Below are 15905 nucleotides of genomic sequence, written 5' to 3' on the forward strand. Positions count from 1 at the left end.
GATCCGCATTCAACAGATCGGATCCGTTTTTATCATCCCGCCCGCCGGAACCGGCGTGGGGAGGAGACCGATGACCGCGCTGCTGCCCGTTTCGCTCGACCTGCGCCGCCTGCCCGTCGCCGTGGCCGGCCATGGAGAGAAGGCGCTCACCCGCCTCGCCATGATCATAGAGGCGGGCGCCATTCATCCGCGTGTCTACGCACCGGATGCGCCCGCGGATTTCATTGCCCGGGCCGAGGCGCTGGGTGGCGTGGTGGTCGACCGGCTGCCGAGCGATGCCGAACTCGACGATTTGCGGGTGCTGTTCGTCGCCGATCTGGATGTCGAGACCGCCCGGCCGCTTCATGACCGGGCAGAGGCCTACAAGGTGCTGGTGAATGTCGAGGATGTGGTGCCGCTCTGCGCGCTGCAGGTGCCGTCGGTGCTGCGCCGTGGCGATCTGGCGATCGCCATTTCCACCGCAGGCGCCAGCCCCAGCCTCGCCATCGCCATGAAGCGTGAACTCGCCCGGCTGATCGGCCCCGAATGGGCCGAGAGGACGGCCGCCATCCGCCGGCTGCGTATGGCGCTGCGCGGTGCCAGCACGCCCCCCGCCGCGGTGAAGTCCGCAACCGACGAAATGATCCGGCGCGAAGGCTGGCTGCCCCTCGGCGGCACCGCCGCCGATGCAACCGATGCAACAACCCCGACCGACCATCCCCGCCGTGTGAAGGCCTGATCCTCCCCTCCCCGGAGGGTCAGTGCCTGAGGAACGACAAAAGACCGCGAAAGGTCCTGATCACCATGGCCGTGATCGAGAATGCGCTCTACGACGAGCTGAACTTCCGCCTGGGTCACCTCGACGGGATCGAACTGATCGCCGCCGCTGCCTATGGCCCGCTCGGCGGCCGCCTCGCGCTGGTGTCGTCCTTCGGCACCGAGGCTGCGGTGCTGCTGCACATGGTCTCGCGGGTCGACCGCGACCTGCCGGTCATCTTCCTTGAAACCGGCATGCTTTTCCCCGAGACGCTGGCCTATCGCGACCAGCTGATCGACCGGCTGGGCCTGCGCAATGTCCAGTCCGAGACCCCCGATCCGGTCGACCATGCCCGCGAGGATCCGGAAGACGAGCTCTGGATCACCAACCCCGATGCCTGTTGCGCCTTCCGCAAGGTCCGACCGCTGGCCAAGGCGCTGTCGCGCGTCGACGGCTGGATTTCGGGGCTGAAGCGCCATCATGGCGGCGGCCGCGCCGAGGTGATGCCGGTGGAGCGCGACGGCCGGCGGGTGAAGCTCAACCCGCTCGCCTTCTGGGATCGCGACCAGATCCTGGGCTATTTCGACGCCCACGATCTGCCCCGTCATCCGCTGGAGTCCCAGGGCTACGCCTCCATCGGCTGCATCCCCTGCACCAGCCGCACCCGGCCGGGCGACGATCTGCGCAGCGGCCGCTGGTCGGGCCGGGCCAAGACCGAATGCGGCATCCACACCATGTCCGACGGCGCCGGCATCTGAACGTCTCCGGTCGGCCGCGCCGGTTGACCGCGGCCGGCAGGGCGCCGATGATCGGCCCACGCCCTGCATCCTGAAGACCGGAGCCCTGCCCCCATGCCGACCGACCTGCCTGCCGACCGCACCGACGCCGGCATCGCCCTGCCGCCGCTCGATGCGCTGGTCGATCTTGCGCGCCGTGCCGGCGAGGCGATCATGGCGCTTTACGGCCCCGGCGTCGAACGCTGGACCAAGGCCGATGAAAGCCCGGTGACCGCGGCAGATCTGGCGGCGCACGAGGTGCTGACCAGGGGGCTCGCCGTTCTCACCCCCGATCTGCCGGTGATCAGCGAGGAAGCCGTCACCGAGGCGGAGCTTGCCGCCGGCGCGCCCGCGGCCGCTTTCTGGCTGGTCGATCCGCTCGACGGCACCCGCGAATTCCTGTCGCGCAATGGCGAGTTCACCGTCAACGCCGCCCTGGTGGTCGACGGCCGCCCCATTGCAGGCGTGGTCGGCGTGCCGGCCACCGGCAGGATCTATGCCGGCTCTCCCGATGGTGCCGTGGTGGTGGAAGCCGATGGCAGCCGCCGGCCGATCCGGGTGCGGCCCGTGCCCGCCGACGGCCCGGTGGCGCTGATCAGCCGCAGCCATCTGGACCCGCGCACCCGCGACTGGCTGGCGGCGCACGAGGTGGAGCGCAGCCGCCAGGCCGGCTCCAGCCTGAAACTCTGCCTGATCGCCGAGGGCGAGGCCGATCTCTACCCGCGGCTGGGGCGCACCATGGAATGGGACATCGCCGCCGGCCATGCCGTGCTCCTGGCTGCCGGCGGCCATGTCGACACCCTGGCGGGCCCGCCGCTCACCTATGGCAAGCCGGGGCTCGACAATCCCCATTTCCTCGCCCGCGGTCCCTGGACCACCGGCGAGGCGGCGGACGCATGACCGGCGAGATCGACACCCGCCTGCTCTCCCGCCTGGTCTCTGCGCTCACCGCCAGCGCCGGCCGCCATCCGGCCAGCCGGGCCGATCTGGAACGCCGCGCCCGCAGCCGGCTGACCCGCTGGCAGGAAGCGGCCGCCCTGCCGCCCGAAACGCTCGACACCATGGTGGCCCGGGCGCTGGACAGGGTCGCCGCCGCCGGGCTGGTCGATGACGATGCCTATGCCCGCCTCCGCGCCCGCAGCCTGCGCAATCGCGGCCGGCCCCGCGCCGGCATCGCCCGCGACCTGTCGCTGCGCGGGCTGGAACCCGCGCGGATCGAAGGCGTGCTCTCCGACATGGCCGAGGATGAAGGCGGCGCCGACGACCGGATCGGCGCCATCGCCTATGCCCGCCGTCGTCGGCTGGGCCCCTGGCGACCCGAAGCCGCCCGCGACGGCACCCGCCAACGCGACATCGCCGCCATGGCCCGTGCCGGCTATTACCCCGATCTGGCCCGCCGGGTGATCGATGCGGTCGATGTCGATGCCCTGGACGACTGGGCAGCCGATGCCGAGGCCCTTCCCGACCGGCGCCGGCCGGGCAGCACGACAGAGGACTGACGCCTCAGCCCAGGCTGCGCTCGATCTCGTCGGCAAGTGCCTCCAGCTCCCGGGCGGCGGCTGAACGCGGCTCGGTTTCCGAGACGGCCAGCCCGTCGAGCAGCGATGCCGCAAAGCCTGTCCGGTTGGCGAAGCGGGTATCCGCCACCGGTGCGCCCAGTTCCGCCACCGCATCGATCATCGCCTGGGCGAGGCGCGCACGCGGCGCCACGCGGTTCAGCACCAGCAGCACCTGCCGCCGCTCGGCCCGCACCAGGTCCAGGGTCGGCCGGGTCGCGCCCACGTCGAACGGGTTGGGCTGCACCGGCACCAGCACCAGATCGGCGGCACGCACCGCGCAGCGGGCATCGTTCTCGGCCTCGGGCGGGGTGTCGACGATGACCACATCATGTTCGCGCCCAAGCCCGGCCAGTTCGCCGTCCAGCCGCCAGCCCGACAGGGCCCGCATGGTCACCGCCGGCCGGTTGGGGCTGCGCTCCGCCCGCCAGCCCGCCCAGCGGGCCAGGCTGCCCTGATCATCGATATCCACCACCGCCACCCGACGGCCGCGTGCCGCCCAGCATCCCGCCAGCTGCGCCGCCAGCGTCGTCTTGCCGGCGCCGCCCTTCTGCTGTGCGATGGTCAGGATCATCTCCCGTCTCCCCGATACGTTCCTCATCCGGCGTTGCACTCACCCGCCGATATCCGAGCTGAAGCGTGACCTCTGCGACGGCTGGCCGCAAGCCTCGTGCACGGTTGCGTCCCGCGCCCCGGACCGGCATAGTCGGCGGATACCGACCCTGTGGCGCCGGCCGGTTCCGGTGCCCGCCCTCGTGCGGAGACAACCACATGCTCAGCGCCGAAGAGAGCCTCAACTTCATCCGCGAGCGGATCGACGCCCTCGGGCATGGCAGCAAGCACCATGAACGGGCGGCGCATGACGCGTTGACGCTGCTGTCGAACCACTGGTCCGAGGAAAGCGGCGAGTCGATGGACAACGACCTCGCCGTCATCGAGATGATCGGCCAGGATCTCGCCGATCTTCAGCGCCACATCGCCGACCTTCAGCATGCCTATCTGAAGGCGCTTTTCGGCGACAAGCCCGACTGACCTCTGCGCCCGTGTCCCCTTCGCCCGTATCCCCTGAACCAACCTGCCGGCTGAAGGTTGCGGTCGATCCGGTCAGCGCCGAAGACCGCCGCGCCATCGACGATGCGGCGGCGCTTGTCGTCGCCGGCCGGCTCGTCGCATTCCCGACCGAAACCGTCTATGGCCTGGGTGCCGATGCCACCTCAGACGCAGCGGTCGCCCGGGTCTATGCCGCCAAGGGGCGGCCGGCCCGCAACCCGTTGATCGTCCATGCGTCGGATCCCGAACAGGGGCTGATCGTGGCGCGCGCCGACGATCGGGCGCGGGTGCTTGCCGGGCTGTTCTGGCCCGGCCCGTTGACCATGGTGATGAAGCGCCGGGCAGATTGCCGCATCGCCGATGTCGCCGCCGCCGGTGGCCCCACGGTCGCGGTCCGGGTTCCGGCACTGTCGGCCGCGCGGGCGCTGATCAGGGCGGCGGGTGTGCCGATGGTCGGTCCCAGCGCCAACCGGTCGGGCCATGTCAGCCCCACCACCGCCGATCATGTGCTCGCCGATCTGGACGGGCGTATCGCCGCGGTGCTGGATGCCGGCCCCTGCCCGGTGGGCGTCGAATCCACCGTCATCGACCTTTCAGGGCCACGGGTCCGCGTGCTCCGGCCCGGCGCGATCACCACCTCGATGCTGCGGGCGGCCCTCGGCGCAGACGATCTGGCCGACCCGGCGGACGGCGCCGATCTGCCGGCCGATGACGGCCTCTCGGCCCTGCCCTCACCCGGCATGCTCGGCAGCCACTACGCCCCCGGCCATGCCGTCCGGCTGGATGCAACGGCGCCGCTTCCCGGCCGGCGGGAGGTGCTGCTCGCCTATGGCCCGCCGCCACCGGGCTTTGCCCATGTGCTGCAGCTGTCGGCCGATGCCCGCCCGCGCGAAGCCGCCCGGCGGCTCTACGCGCTGCTGCGCGCCGCCGACGGCTTCGATGTCGATGGCATTGCGGTCGCCCCCCTGCAGGTGTCCCCTGCCGACCCCGATGGGGAAATCCTGGCCGCCCTCGCCGACCGGCTGGGACGTGCGGCCGCACCTCGTGACTGACCGGTCATGCCGTCATCACCCCGACACGGAGAAACTCTAAAGTGAGCGATCTTTTCGATCGCAGCGGCGGAGCAGTGATGCGGCAATCCAGGGAGCAGGATCTCGACCGGCTGATTGCGCTTGCGCTCGCCGCACCGGGCGAAGCCGGGGCGGCCGTCGGCGACCTGCCGGCACCGGGCGACTGGCGGGCCGGCGCGATTGCACTGCGCGCCGCACCGATCCCTGCCACCATGCACTGCATGGACGTGGTCGACCGCTTCCTCAGGGATCCGACCCTGCCCGCCCTGGCGGTGGTGGATGGCCAGGAACGGCCGATCGGCCTGGTCGGGCGCACCCATCTGCTCTATGAATTCGCCCGCCCCTTCATCCGCGATCTGTATGCCCGACGCCCGATCCGCGAATTGATGGCGCCGGATCCGCTGGTGGTCGATGAAGGAACCGGGATCGAAGCGCTGGGGGCCGAGATCACCGCCGTCGGCGGCGGCGCCTTCTCGGCCGGTTTCGTGGTCACCGCCAAGGGTCGCTATCTGGGGGTGGGCTCGGCGCTGGACGTGATGCGCCGGCTGGTCGCCCGCATGGCCGAGCACAACCGCGCGCTCGACCGCGCCGTCGAAGAGGCGGAGCGGGCCAATGCCGCCAAGACCGCCTTCCTCGCCAATATGAGCCACGAGCTGCGCACGCCGCTGAATGCGGTTCTGGGTTTTTCCGAGATCATCATGACCCAGATGCTGGGCCCGGTCGGTCATGCCCGCTATCTGGAATATGTCGGCGACATCCACTCCTCGGCCGAACATCTGCTGTCGCTGATCAACGATCTGCTCGACATCGCCAAGGCCGATGCCACCGGTCTGCCGCTCGACATCGAACCGGTCGACCCCACGAGCCTCGCCACCGAGACGCTGCGCATGGTGGCGCCGCGGGCCGAAAAGGCCGGGGTGATCCTTGCCGCCGACCTGCCGGAGCGGATGCCGATGATCACCGGCGACCGCCGCCGCCTGCGTCAGATCCTGCTGAACCTGCTGTCGAACGCGGTGAAATTCCCCCCCGACGGCGGTGAGGTGCGGCTGATCCTGGAAGATGTGCCGCCCGGGCCGGATCAACCGGCCTGCATCCGGATGATGGTCGCCGATACCGGCATCGGGATGAGCGCCGATCAGATCCCGATCGCGCTGTCGCGCTTCGGCCAGATCGATTCCAGCCTCACCCGTCGCCATGACGGCACCGGCCTCGGCCTGCCGCTGTCGCGCGCGCTGGCGGAACTGCATGGCGGCGGGCTCACCATCGACAGCACGCCCGGCTTCGGCACCACGATCACCGTCCCCCTGCCGCATCGGGCGATGGTCAGGCCGATCGGAACGGATCCGGTTAGAGCAGACCCAGGGCTCTGAGTTCGGCCGCAAGCTTCGGGTCGCCGCCTTCGGCACTGCCGCTGCGGCGGTCGGCCGGGGCGTCCTCGGGTTTCAGATAGCGCCAGCCCTGATGCGGCTTGCGCGGCTGGGTCTCGGTCTCGACCAGGTCGGGGTCCAGCACCAGGGCGCAGCGGCGCACGCCATCCGTGCCCTGCACCGGCTCCAGCGCCACCAGCCTCTGACGGGCTGAGACCAGGCCGCGGATCACCCAGTAGAGCGAGCCGCCATCCAGCAGGGCCGCGGTTTCCTTGGGCGTCTGGCGGGTGACATGGACAAGCAGCGGCGGCCGGCCCGCGGCGCGGGCCTCTGCCAGCCGGGCGGTCTGGAGTTCGGCCAGATGTTCGACCGAGTTGACCCCGACCGCGAGTTTGAGAAGATGCAGCGTCATGGCGCGCACTCTATGCCGTCCGGTGCCGCCGCGCCAGAGGCTGACATGCGCCCGTCTCTCCCGATCGCTCCGCCCCTCCCGGAAGGCTCCGCCCCCAATGTCCGCACCGCTCAACCGCCCCTCGCCCGAGATCCTGGACCGCATCCGCGCCGTGGTGGGGCCGAAGGGCTGGCGTGACGATCCGGCGGCGATGGAACCGCATCTGAAGGAATGGCGCGGCCTCTGGACGGGACGGACCCCCGCCGTGGTGATGCCTGCAACCACGGAAGAGGTCGCAGCCGTGGTGACGATCGCGTCGCAAGCCGGCATCGCGCTGGTTCCCCAGGGCGGCAATACCGGCCTGGTCGGCGGCGGCGTGCCGACCGAAACCGGCGACGAGCTGCTGATCAGCCTTGCACGCATGAACCGGATCCGCGATGTCGATGCCGCAGGCGGCAGCATGGTCGCCGAGGCCGGCTGCATTCTGGCCGATGTTCAGGCCGCCGCCGCAGAGGCCGGCCGGCTGTTCCCGCTCAGCCTCGCCTCGGAAGGCAGCGCCCGGATCGGCGGGCTGATCTCCACCAATGCCGGCGGCGTGCATGTGCTGCGCTATGGCAGCATGCGCGATCTGGTGCTGGGGCTGGAGGTGGTGCTGCCCGATGGCCGGGTGTGGAACGGGCTGCGCCGGCTGCGCAAGGACAATACCGGCTATGCGCTGCGCCAGCTCTTCGCCGGCGCCGAGGGCACGCTCGGCATCATCACCGCGGCCGCCCTTGAACTGGTGCCGATGCCGCGCCACCGGGCGGCGGCCTTCGTCGCCATGGGCTCGCCCGAGGCGGCGCTCGACCTTTTCGCCCGCGCCCGCGCCCATGCGGGCGACCTGCTCGAAGCCTTCGAGCTGATCAATGCGACGCCGATGGGCTTCGCCCTCCGCCACATTCCGGGCCTTAGCGACCCGCTGCCCGATGCCGCCGGGCCCTGGTTCGTGCTGATCGAGCTGGCCGGCCCCATCCCGCTGGGTGATCTGCTGGAAGGTCTGCTCGGCGAGGCGCTGGAAGAGGGCGCGATCGAGGACGCCGCCATCGCCCAGTCCGAAACCCAGTGCAACGCCTTCTGGTCGCTGCGCGAGGGCCTGTCCGAGGCCCAGAAGCCCGAGGGCGCCAGCATCAAACACGACGTCTCGGTGCCGGTCTCGGCCATCCCGGCCCTGATCCGCCGCGGCGGCCGCCTGGTCGAGGAACTGATCCCGGGCGCCCGGCTCTGCCCCTTCGGCCACATGGGCGACGGCAATATCCACTTCAACGTCAGCCGCCCGGTCGACATGACCGATGCCGATTTCCTGGCCCGCTGGCACGAGGTCGCCACCGCCGTGCATGATCTGGTGGCGGAGCTGGACGGCAGCTTCTCGGCCGAACACGGCGTCGGCCGGCTCAAGACCGGCGATCTCACCCGCTACCGCTCCGAGGTCGAAGTCGGGCTGATGCGCGCGATCAAGGAGGTCATCGACCCGGCCGGCATCATGTCCCCCGGCCGGGTGCTGTCGCGGGACTGATGCGACAAAGCCGCCCTCAGCCGATGAAGGCCGCCATCACCGCCTTCAGCACCGGCCGGATGCGGGCCGCGCGCTCGGGCAGGAAGCTGAAGGGCGGGCCGTTCTCCTCCATATAGGTCTCCTGGACCAGCTCCATCTGGATCGCCTCGACGCCCTGGTTCGGGCGGCCATAGCTGCGGGTGATATGGCCGCCGACGAAGCGGCCGTCGACCACATGGCCATAGCCCGCCGCTCCGGCCGCCGCCTCCGCCGCCGCGGCGACCCGCGCCCTGCGGTCCGGGCTCATGCTTGCGCCGCGGGCCGTGCCGATGTTCAGATCCGGCAGCCTCCCCTCGAACAGCCGCGGCACCACGCCCCGGATCGAATGGGCATCCCAGAGCAGTGCATGGCCATGGACGGCCTTCGCGCGGTCGAGTTCCGCCGCCAGCGCCGCATGATAGGGCTGCCAATAGCTGGCCACCCGCTCCGCGATCTCGGCCGCATCGGGCTCGGCCCCCGGCAGATAGAGCGGCCGGCCGTCGAACAGCGTCGTGGGGCAAAGCCCGGTGGTCGCCTGGCCGGGATAGAGGCTCTCGCCCGAAGACGGCCGGTTCAGGTCCACGACATAGCGCGACAGCCGGGCGGCGATGATCGTGGCATCGAATTCGGCCGCGAAGTCATAGAGTTCGGGGATATGCCAGTCGGTATCGGCCAGATCCAGCGCCTCGGGCGTCAGCCGCGCCTCCAGCCCGTCGAACAGCCCCGTGCCGCAATGGGGCATGCTCACCACCAGGGCCGAGCCGCCGCGGCGGAGGGTATAGACCTCGTGCACCATCGTCTCGCCGGTCATCCCGCCATGCCCTCCCTCTCCAGGCTCACCTCGGTCAGGTCGCAGAAGCGACCCTCACGCACCATCATGCCGGCTGCGGTCAGGTCCGGCGCGAAATAGCGGTCGGTGTCGTAAGACGGCACCACCGCGCGGATCCGCGCCACCGCCTCTTCGACCTTGGCCGCCGCGCGGAGCGGCCGGTGGAATTCCAGCCCCTGGGCCGCCGCCAGCAGTTCGATGCCCACGATCTCGGACACGTTGTCGGCGATGTCGCCCAGCCGCCGGGCGGCAAAGGTCGCCATGCTGACATGGTCTTCCTGATTGGCCGAGGTCGGCAGGCTGTCGACGCTGGCCGGATGGGCCAGGGTCTTGTTCTCCGAAGCCAGCGCCGCCGCCGTCACATGGGCGATCATGAAGCCGGAATTCAGCCCGGCATCGGCGACCAGGAAGGCCGGCAGGCCGCTGATCGACGCATCGATCAGCATCGCGATCCGCCGCTCCGCCAGCGCGCCGATCTCGGCGGCGGCAATCGCCAGCTGGTCGGCGGCCATGGCCACGGGCTCGGCGTGGAAATTGCCGCCCGAGATCACCTCACCGGTATCGGTCATCACAAGCGGGTTGTCGGTGACCCCGTTCGCCTCGATGGTCAGCGTGCGTGCCGCCATGCGCATCTGGTCCAGCACCGCCCCCATCACCTGGGGCTGGCAGCGCAGCGAATACGGGTCCTGCACCCGGTGGCAGTCGGGGCCCTGATGGGCGGCGTTGAGCGGGCTCGCCGCCAGCAGATCACGACAGGCCGCCGCCGCGTCGATCTGGCCGGGCTGGCCGCGCAGCGCATGGATGCGCGGGTCGAAGGGCCGGTGGCTGCCCATCACCGCCTCGACCGCGATCGCGCCCGAGACCAGGGCCGAGCGATAGCAACGCTCGATCCGGAACAGCCCGTCCAGCGCCAGCGCGGTCGAGACCTGGGTGCCGTTGATCAGCGCCAGGCCTTCCTTGGCCCCCAGTTCGATGGGCGCCAGCCCGGCACGGGCCAGCCCTTCGGCCGCCGGCAGGCGCTCACCCGCCACAATCACCTCGCCGATCCCCAGCAGCACACCACAGAGATGGGCGAGCGGCGCCAGATCGCCCGAGGCACCGACACTGCCCTTGGACGGGATCACCGGCAGCACGTCGGCCGCATGCAGCGCCAGCGGCGCCTCGACCAGTTCCCCCCGCACGCCCGAAGCGCCGACCGCCAGGCTCGCCGCCTTGATCGCCAGGATCAGCCGCACCACCGGCGCCGCCAGCGGTGCCCCGACGCCGGTTGCATGCGACAGGATCAGATTGCGCTGCAGCCGGGCGAGATCGCTGGCCGCGATGCGCTTCTGCGCCAGCTTGCCGAAGCCGGTATTGATGCCGTAGACGGCCTCCTCGCCGGCCGCGATGCGCTCCACGATCGCGGCCGAGGCCGCCATCCGCGCCGGCGCCGCATCGTCCAGCGCCAGATGCGGCCGCCCCGCCCAGATCCGGCGGAGATCGTCGAGCGGGATCCGACCCGGTGCCAGGACCAGGGTCTCTGTGGTCTCGGTCATGCATGCAGCCTTTCGAGCGCGGCCCGGAAGCGGCGGGCGATGGCGTCCTCGTGGAGATGCCGGCCGCCCGCCACGACATGGCGGCCCCCGGCGAAAACATCGGTGACCAGCGGGCGATTGCCGGCGAAGATCCAGCCGTCGAGCACGCTGTCGGGCCGCCGGCCGATCATCGAGGCATCGGCAGCGTCCAGCACCACGATATCGGCGCGCGCCCCCGGCGCGATGCGCCCGGCCTCGATCCCCAGCGCCCGGGCGCCCCCGGCTGCGGCGGTCAGATACAGCGTCTCGCCGGTCGATCTGCCGGCGCCGCCCGACAGCACGGTGCGCCGGCCGCTCACCAGGCGCTGGCCGTATTCCAGCAGCCGCAATTCTTCGGCCACCCCGATCGAGACATGGCTGTCGGTGCCGATGCCGAAGCAGCCGCCCTCGGCCATAAAGGCCTCGGCCGGGAAGATGCCGTCGCCCAGATTGGCCTCGGTCACCGGGCAGAGCCCGGCCACGGCACCGCTCTGCGCGATCCGGCCGCGCTCGTCCGCCGTCACATGGGTCGCGTGTACCAGGCACCAGCGCCGGTCGACCCTGGCATGATCATACAGCCAGTCGACCGGCCGGGCGCCGGTGGCGGCCAGGCAGTCAGCCACCTCGCGCGGCTGTTCGGCGATGTGGATATGGACCGGGCCGGCGGGCCGCGCCGCCAGCACCTCGGCCAGCAGGGCCGGCGGCACGGCGCGCAGCGAATGCGGGGCTATGCCGACCACCAGATGCGGATCGGCCGCGGCTTCGGCCTCCAGCCGCGCGACCAGGGCCAGGAAGCGATCGGCATCCAGAATGAAACGGCGCTGGCCCTCGGTCGGCGGCAATCCGCCGAAACCCGATGCGGCATAAAGCACCGGCAGCATGGTCAGCGCGATGCCGGTCTCGCGCGCCGCGGCGACGGCGCGCAGGCTCATCTCCGCAGGATCGGCATAGGGGCTGCCGTCCAGATCGTGATGCAGGTAGTGGAACTCACCCAGCGCAGTGAACCCCGCCTTCAGCATCTCAACCTGGCCCCAGGCGGCCACGGCCTCGAAATCCTCGGGCGTCATCCGGTCGAGCGCCCGATACATGGCGGCCCGCCAGCTCCAGAAACTGTCGGCCCCCTCCGCCCCGGCCCGCTCACCAAACCCGGCGATGGCGCGCTGATGGGCATGGCCGTGCAGGTTCGGCATGCCCGGCACGGCATGGCCGTCCAGCCGCAACGCATCGCCGGGCGGCACGGCATCGGCCTCGACGCCGGCGATGCGTCCGGTCGCATCCATGGTGACCAGAACATCACGTGCCCAGCCCTCGGGCAGGCGGGCAGTCTTCAGGAACAGTCTCTGCATCTGGCTCCGCTCCGGTCTCGACCTAGACAAGCCTATACAAGCTTAGACAAGTCTGACAAGATCGTTCTCAACGCGACCGAGATGGAGACGACGGCCATGACCACGGCGACCCGCTGGGACCGGATCTGGGTGAACCTGCATGTGGCGACCATGGTCCCGGGCGACGAGCCCTATGGCGCGATCGGCGATGCCGCGGTGGCGGTGAAGGATGGCCGCATCGCCTGGGTCGGTCCGGCGCAGAATCTGCCCGGCCTGCCCGACATGCTGGCGGCCGAGGTGATCGATGCCGGCGGCGCCTGGATGACGCCGGGGCTGATCGACTGCCATACCCATCTGGTCCATGGCGGCAACCGCGCCCGGGAATTCGAGCTGCGGCTCAACGGCGCCTCTTACGAAGAGATTGCGAAGGCCGGCGGCGGCATTCTGTCCACCGTCACCGCCACCCGCGCCGCCGATCAGGACCGGCTGATCGCCGATGCCCTGCCCCGGCTGGATGCGCTGCTCGCCGAAGGTGTGACCACGGTCGAGATCAAATCGGGCTACGGCCTCGAAACCGATACCGAGCTGCGCATGCTGCGTGCCGCCCGGGCCCTCGGCACCCGCCGGCCGGTCGAGATCCGCACCACCCTGCTCGGCGCCCATGCGCTGCCGCCCGAATTCGCCGACGACGCCGAGGCCTATGTCGACCTGGTGGTGCGCGAGATGATCCCGGCCGCCGCCGAGGCCGGCCTCGCCGATGCGGTCGATGCCTTCTGCGAGCGGATCGCCTTCTCCACCGCCCAGACCCGGCGGGTGTTCGAGGCCGCGCGCGCCGCCGGCCTGCCGGTCAAGCTGCATGCCGAACAGCTGAGCGACCAGAAGGGCGCAGTGCTCGCCGCCGAATTCGGCGCGCTCTCGGCCGATCATCTGGAATATCTGGGGGTCGACGGCGTGCGCGCCATGGCCGCCGCCGGCACGGTGGCGGTGCTGCTGCCCGGCGCCTTCTACATGCTGCGCGAAAAGCAGCTGCCGCCGATCCTGGAACTGCGCGCGGCCGGCGTGCCGATCGCCATCTCCACCGACTGCAACCCCGGTACCTCGCCGGTGACCTCTCTGCTGCTGATGGTCAACATGGCCTGCACCCTGTTCCGCCTGACGCCCGAAGAGGCGCTGGCCGGCGTCACCCGCGTGGCGGCACGGGCGCTGGGGCTGGAAGATCGCGGCACCATCGCCCCGGGCCTGCGCGCCGACCTCGCCCTCTGGCGGATCGGCACGCCGGCCGAGCTGGCCTATATGGTCGGCTTCAATCCCTGCATCCAGGTCGTCCGGGGCGGCCGGCCGCGGGATCCGCGCATGGGCTTTGCAGGGGAAGCCGCCGCATGACCCAGCCGCTCTACCGCCGGATCAAAGCAGCGATCCGCGCCCGGGTCATCGAGGGCGACTGGCCCGAAGGCAGCCAGCTGCCGTCGGAAAACCGCCTGCTGGAGGAATTCGGCGTCAGCCGGATGACCGTGCACCGGGCCCTGCGCGAGCTGACCGACGAGGGCCTGCTCGCCCGGGTTCAGGGGGTAGGCACCTTCGTGGCCGAGCGCCGCCCCGGGGTTTCGGTGGTGGAGCTGCGGTCGATCGCCGACGAGATCACCACCCGCGGCAACCGCCATGCCGCGCGGGTGGAGGTGCTGGACGAGGTGACGGCCGATGCCGCCCTCGCCCGGCAGATGAACCTGCCCGAAGGGGCCCGGCTCTGGCATTCGATCGTGCTGCACACCGAAAACGACGTGCCGATCCAGCATGAAGAGCGCTGGGTGAACCCGGTTCTGGCGCCGGACTATCCGGCCCAGGATTTCACCCGCATCACCCCCACCGCCTATCTGTCGGGCCTCCATGCCGCACCGGATGTCGAACATGTGATCGAGGCGACCGCCGCGCCGAAGGCCATCGCCGCCCGGCTCGGCATCGCCCGCAACGATCCCTGCCTCAGGCTCACCCGCCGCACCTGGGTGGATCGCGGCGTGGTCACGCTCGCGATCCTCACCCATCCGGGTACCCGCTTCCGCCTCGGCACCCGCTTCCGGGCCGGCCCCGGCACCATGCCGCTGGCGGCAGGCTTCTGAGGTCAGCCGCTGGCGCGCGCCAGCAGCCGGCCCATATTGCGGATCACCGCCGCCCCGACGCCGCGTCGTTTCGGGCCCAGAATGGCATCGGTCGGGCCTCGCCCCTCGATCGCCAGATGCCGGCCCAGCGTGCTGCCGAACCCGGCCAGCCACACTGCCGAAAACCGGTTCACCCGGCCCAGGATCGATCGCATGTCGACATACATCACCCGGACGGTCTCGTCGCTGTCGGGGTGCTTCTTGGTCAACGGCAGCGGCTTGCCGCCCACCGCCTGATACATCGGCACCAGGCGCGGAATGGCATCGAACAGCATGAAGCGCACGCCCATCGACAGGCTCAGCCGCTCCACCTCGCGGAACAGGTCATAGCGGATGCGGTTGCCGCGGAAATCCGGATGGACCACCAGCCGCGAGACCTCGACGAAACCGCCCTCCCAGAACGTGTCCGGCACCGGCACCTGGGCCTGCAGCTCGCTCAACGACCGGTCGCCGCCATTGACCACCAGCCGGGCGGTGGCGATCGGCTTGTCGCCCAGATACGCCAGAAACAGGATCGACGAGCCGTCCAGCCGGTCCGCCCAGTCGGCCGGGTCGCGCGCCTCGGGCCGGCGCCCGTAGAACTGGTTGGCATCCCGCCGGAGCGCGCGGGCCGTTACCATATCCGCCGCACCCGCCGCCGGCACCACCCGCAGATGCCGCATCAGCCCGCGCGGCTTCAGCCCATGGGTCCAGAGTGCCTGGATTCCGAAGCCGGGCGCGGTGCAGGCGGCCAGCACCGCCGCCCGGTCGATCGCCGCCGGATCGGCCATGCGCAGCAGGACGCGCACGGTTTCAGTCCCGCTCTCCACCGCCACGATCCGGCTGCGCAGCCGGAAGGGATCGGCCCAGGGCCGCACCACGGTCAGGGTCATCAGCGTGCCCGGCACCAGCAGGGCGGCCGGTCCCGTCACCTCCGCCACCGCCTCATAAGGTCCGATGGCCGTGACCAGGGCCGGCAGCCGCCGCCGGTTCAGGCTCCGGCCATCCAGCATCGCCGGCAGGGCCTCGGCAGGCCGCGGCAGCTGATCGACCACCGGCGCCGGGATCGCGGCATCCAGCCGCACGATGCCCCGCGCGGGCTCCACCGAAAGGCAGCCGAGCCGGAGCGGCCCCAGCCGCCGCCGACGGATCGCCCGCCGGTCGACCCCGGGTTCCACCGCCACCGCCGTGGCCGGATCGGCCAGCCGCCCCGCCACGTCCTCGGGCAGATGCCCGCCGGCCGCCACGAAGGACCAGCCGCCCCCGGCATCCCAGACCAGGCGCCCGTTCAGCCGGTCCGGCCCGGCATGCAGGCAGACGGCCACCGCATGCGGCGGCGGCAATCCGGCCGCCGCCATGGGGGATGGCGCAGGCGGCGGCGCCTCTGCCGCGGGCCTGGCCATTGCATCGCTGACGGGCAGATCGATCAGGGTCATGGCGCGCCTCTCCGGCTGCGGGTGGACCTTTTAGATAACGATACTGATGATTGTAAATTATAATGACTTTCAGTTGATATTTAAAATCATGTACCACGAAACGAGACACAGGCT

Annotated in this window: 16 protein-coding genes; 10 read left to right on the plus strand and 6 right to left on the minus strand. The window is 70.8% G+C overall.

The window, feature by feature from the left end; all coding sequences use genetic code 11:
• The first annotated feature begins 70 nt into the window (after window positions 1–70).
• The 4 genes from CMO28_RS23090 (at window position 71) to CMO28_RS23105 (ending at window position 3011) form a co-directional block, all read left to right on the plus strand.
• A complete protein-coding gene (locus tag CMO28_RS23090; protein WP_296717606.1) occupies window positions 71–718 on the plus strand; it encodes a precorrin-2 dehydrogenase/sirohydrochlorin ferrochelatase family protein in 648 nt (215 codons plus the stop codon).
• Between the two features lie 65 nt (window positions 719–783).
• On the plus strand, window positions 784–1494 hold the full coding sequence (locus CMO28_RS23095) for a phosphoadenylyl-sulfate reductase (RefSeq protein WP_296717609.1): 711 nt from the start codon (window positions 784–786) through the stop codon (window positions 1492–1494).
• Window positions 1495–1587: 93 nt separating this feature from the next.
• A complete protein-coding gene (gene cysQ, locus CMO28_RS23100) occupies window positions 1588–2412 on the plus strand; it encodes a 3'(2'),5'-bisphosphate nucleotidase CysQ (RefSeq protein WP_296717612.1) in 825 nt (274 codons plus the stop codon).
• Window positions 2409–3011: a regulatory protein RecX gene (locus tag CMO28_RS23105; protein ID WP_296717615.1), complete on the plus strand. Its 603-nt coding sequence runs from the start codon at window positions 2409–2411 to the stop codon at window positions 3009–3011. The genes cysQ and CMO28_RS23105 overlap by 4 nt, the downstream gene beginning before the upstream one ends.
• A gap of 4 nt (window positions 3012–3015) precedes the next feature.
• Here the strand turns inward: CMO28_RS23105 and parA are convergent, their stop codons facing one another.
• Complete coding sequence (gene parA / locus CMO28_RS23110; RefSeq protein WP_296717618.1) at window positions 3016–3642, minus strand: ParA family partition ATPase; 627 nt, start codon at window positions 3640–3642, stop codon at window positions 3016–3018.
• A gap of 197 nt (window positions 3643–3839) precedes the next feature.
• On the opposite strand from parA, the gene CMO28_RS23115 reads away from it, so the two are divergent.
• From CMO28_RS23115 to CMO28_RS23125, 3 genes are read left to right on the plus strand one after another with little or no spacing between them, the layout of a single operon-like run.
• Entirely contained in the window at window positions 3840–4100 is a 261-nt protein-coding gene (locus tag CMO28_RS23115; RefSeq protein WP_062761250.1) for a hypothetical protein, read from the plus strand.
• 11 nt (window positions 4101–4111) lie between these two features.
• Window positions 4112–5170 (plus strand): L-threonylcarbamoyladenylate synthase, encoded by a 1059-nt coding sequence (locus tag CMO28_RS23120; protein ID WP_296717623.1) that lies wholly within the window; start codon window positions 4112–4114, stop codon window positions 5168–5170.
• A gap of 41 nt (window positions 5171–5211) precedes the next feature.
• On the plus strand, window positions 5212–6558 hold the full coding sequence (locus CMO28_RS23125) for a sensor histidine kinase (RefSeq protein ID WP_296717626.1): 1347 nt from the start codon (window positions 5212–5214) through the stop codon (window positions 6556–6558).
• Here the strand turns inward: CMO28_RS23125 and CMO28_RS23130 are convergent.
• Window positions 6536–6967 carry a DUF1489 family protein gene (locus CMO28_RS23130; protein ID WP_041604938.1) on the minus strand — a complete coding sequence of 144 codons (432 nt, stop codon included), beginning with the start codon at window positions 6965–6967 and terminating at the stop codon, window positions 6536–6538. The two genes, CMO28_RS23125 and CMO28_RS23130, sit on opposite strands and share 23 nt — an antisense overlap.
• A 97-nt stretch (window positions 6968–7064) precedes the next feature.
• On the opposite strand from CMO28_RS23130, the gene CMO28_RS23135 reads away from it, so the two are divergent.
• Window positions 7065–8498, plus strand: a complete 1434-nt coding sequence (locus CMO28_RS23135) for an FAD-binding oxidoreductase (protein WP_296717630.1) — start codon at window positions 7065–7067, stop codon at window positions 8496–8498.
• Between the two features lie 16 nt (window positions 8499–8514).
• Here the strand turns inward: CMO28_RS23135 and hutG are convergent, their stop codons facing one another.
• From hutG to CMO28_RS23150, 3 genes are read right to left on the minus strand one after another with little or no spacing between them, the layout of a single operon-like run.
• Window positions 8515–9327, minus strand: coding sequence for an N-formylglutamate deformylase (gene hutG, locus CMO28_RS23140; RefSeq protein ID WP_296717635.1), 813 nt, complete (start codon window positions 9325–9327; stop codon window positions 8515–8517).
• On the minus strand, window positions 9324–10880 hold the full coding sequence (gene hutH, locus CMO28_RS23145; RefSeq protein WP_296717640.1) for a histidine ammonia-lyase: 1557 nt from the start codon (window positions 10878–10880) through the stop codon (window positions 9324–9326). Before hutH ends, hutG begins: the two co-directional genes overlap by 4 nt.
• Window positions 10877–12244, minus strand: coding sequence for a formimidoylglutamate deiminase (locus tag CMO28_RS23150; protein ID WP_296717643.1), 1368 nt, complete (start codon window positions 12242–12244; stop codon window positions 10877–10879). Before CMO28_RS23150 ends, hutH begins: the two co-directional genes overlap by 4 nt.
• A gap of 96 nt (window positions 12245–12340) precedes the next feature.
• On the opposite strand from CMO28_RS23150, the gene hutI reads away from it, so the two are divergent.
• Together hutI and hutC are read left to right on the plus strand one after the other, a co-directional pair.
• The gene (hutI, locus tag CMO28_RS23155) at window positions 12341–13606 is read left to right on the plus strand and encodes an imidazolonepropionase (RefSeq protein WP_296717646.1); all 1266 of its coding nucleotides are present in this window, start codon (window positions 12341–12343) and stop codon (window positions 13604–13606) included.
• On the plus strand, window positions 13603–14337 hold the full coding sequence (hutC, locus tag CMO28_RS23160; protein WP_296717650.1) for a histidine utilization repressor: 735 nt from the start codon (window positions 13603–13605) through the stop codon (window positions 14335–14337). The genes hutI and hutC overlap by 4 nt, the downstream gene beginning before the upstream one ends.
• 2 nt (window positions 14338–14339) lie before the next feature.
• On the opposite strand, the gene CMO28_RS23165 is transcribed toward hutC, so the two are convergent.
• Window positions 14340–15791: a GNAT family N-acetyltransferase gene (locus tag CMO28_RS23165; RefSeq protein WP_296717653.1), complete on the minus strand. Its 1452-nt coding sequence runs from the start codon at window positions 15789–15791 to the stop codon at window positions 14340–14342.
• Between the last annotated feature and the right edge of the window lie 114 nt (window positions 15792–15905).

Origin of the sequence: Tistrella sp., assembly GCF_002684955.1 — a bacterium.
Lineage (GTDB): Bacteria > Pseudomonadota > Alphaproteobacteria > Tistrellales > Tistrellaceae > Tistrella > Tistrella mobilis.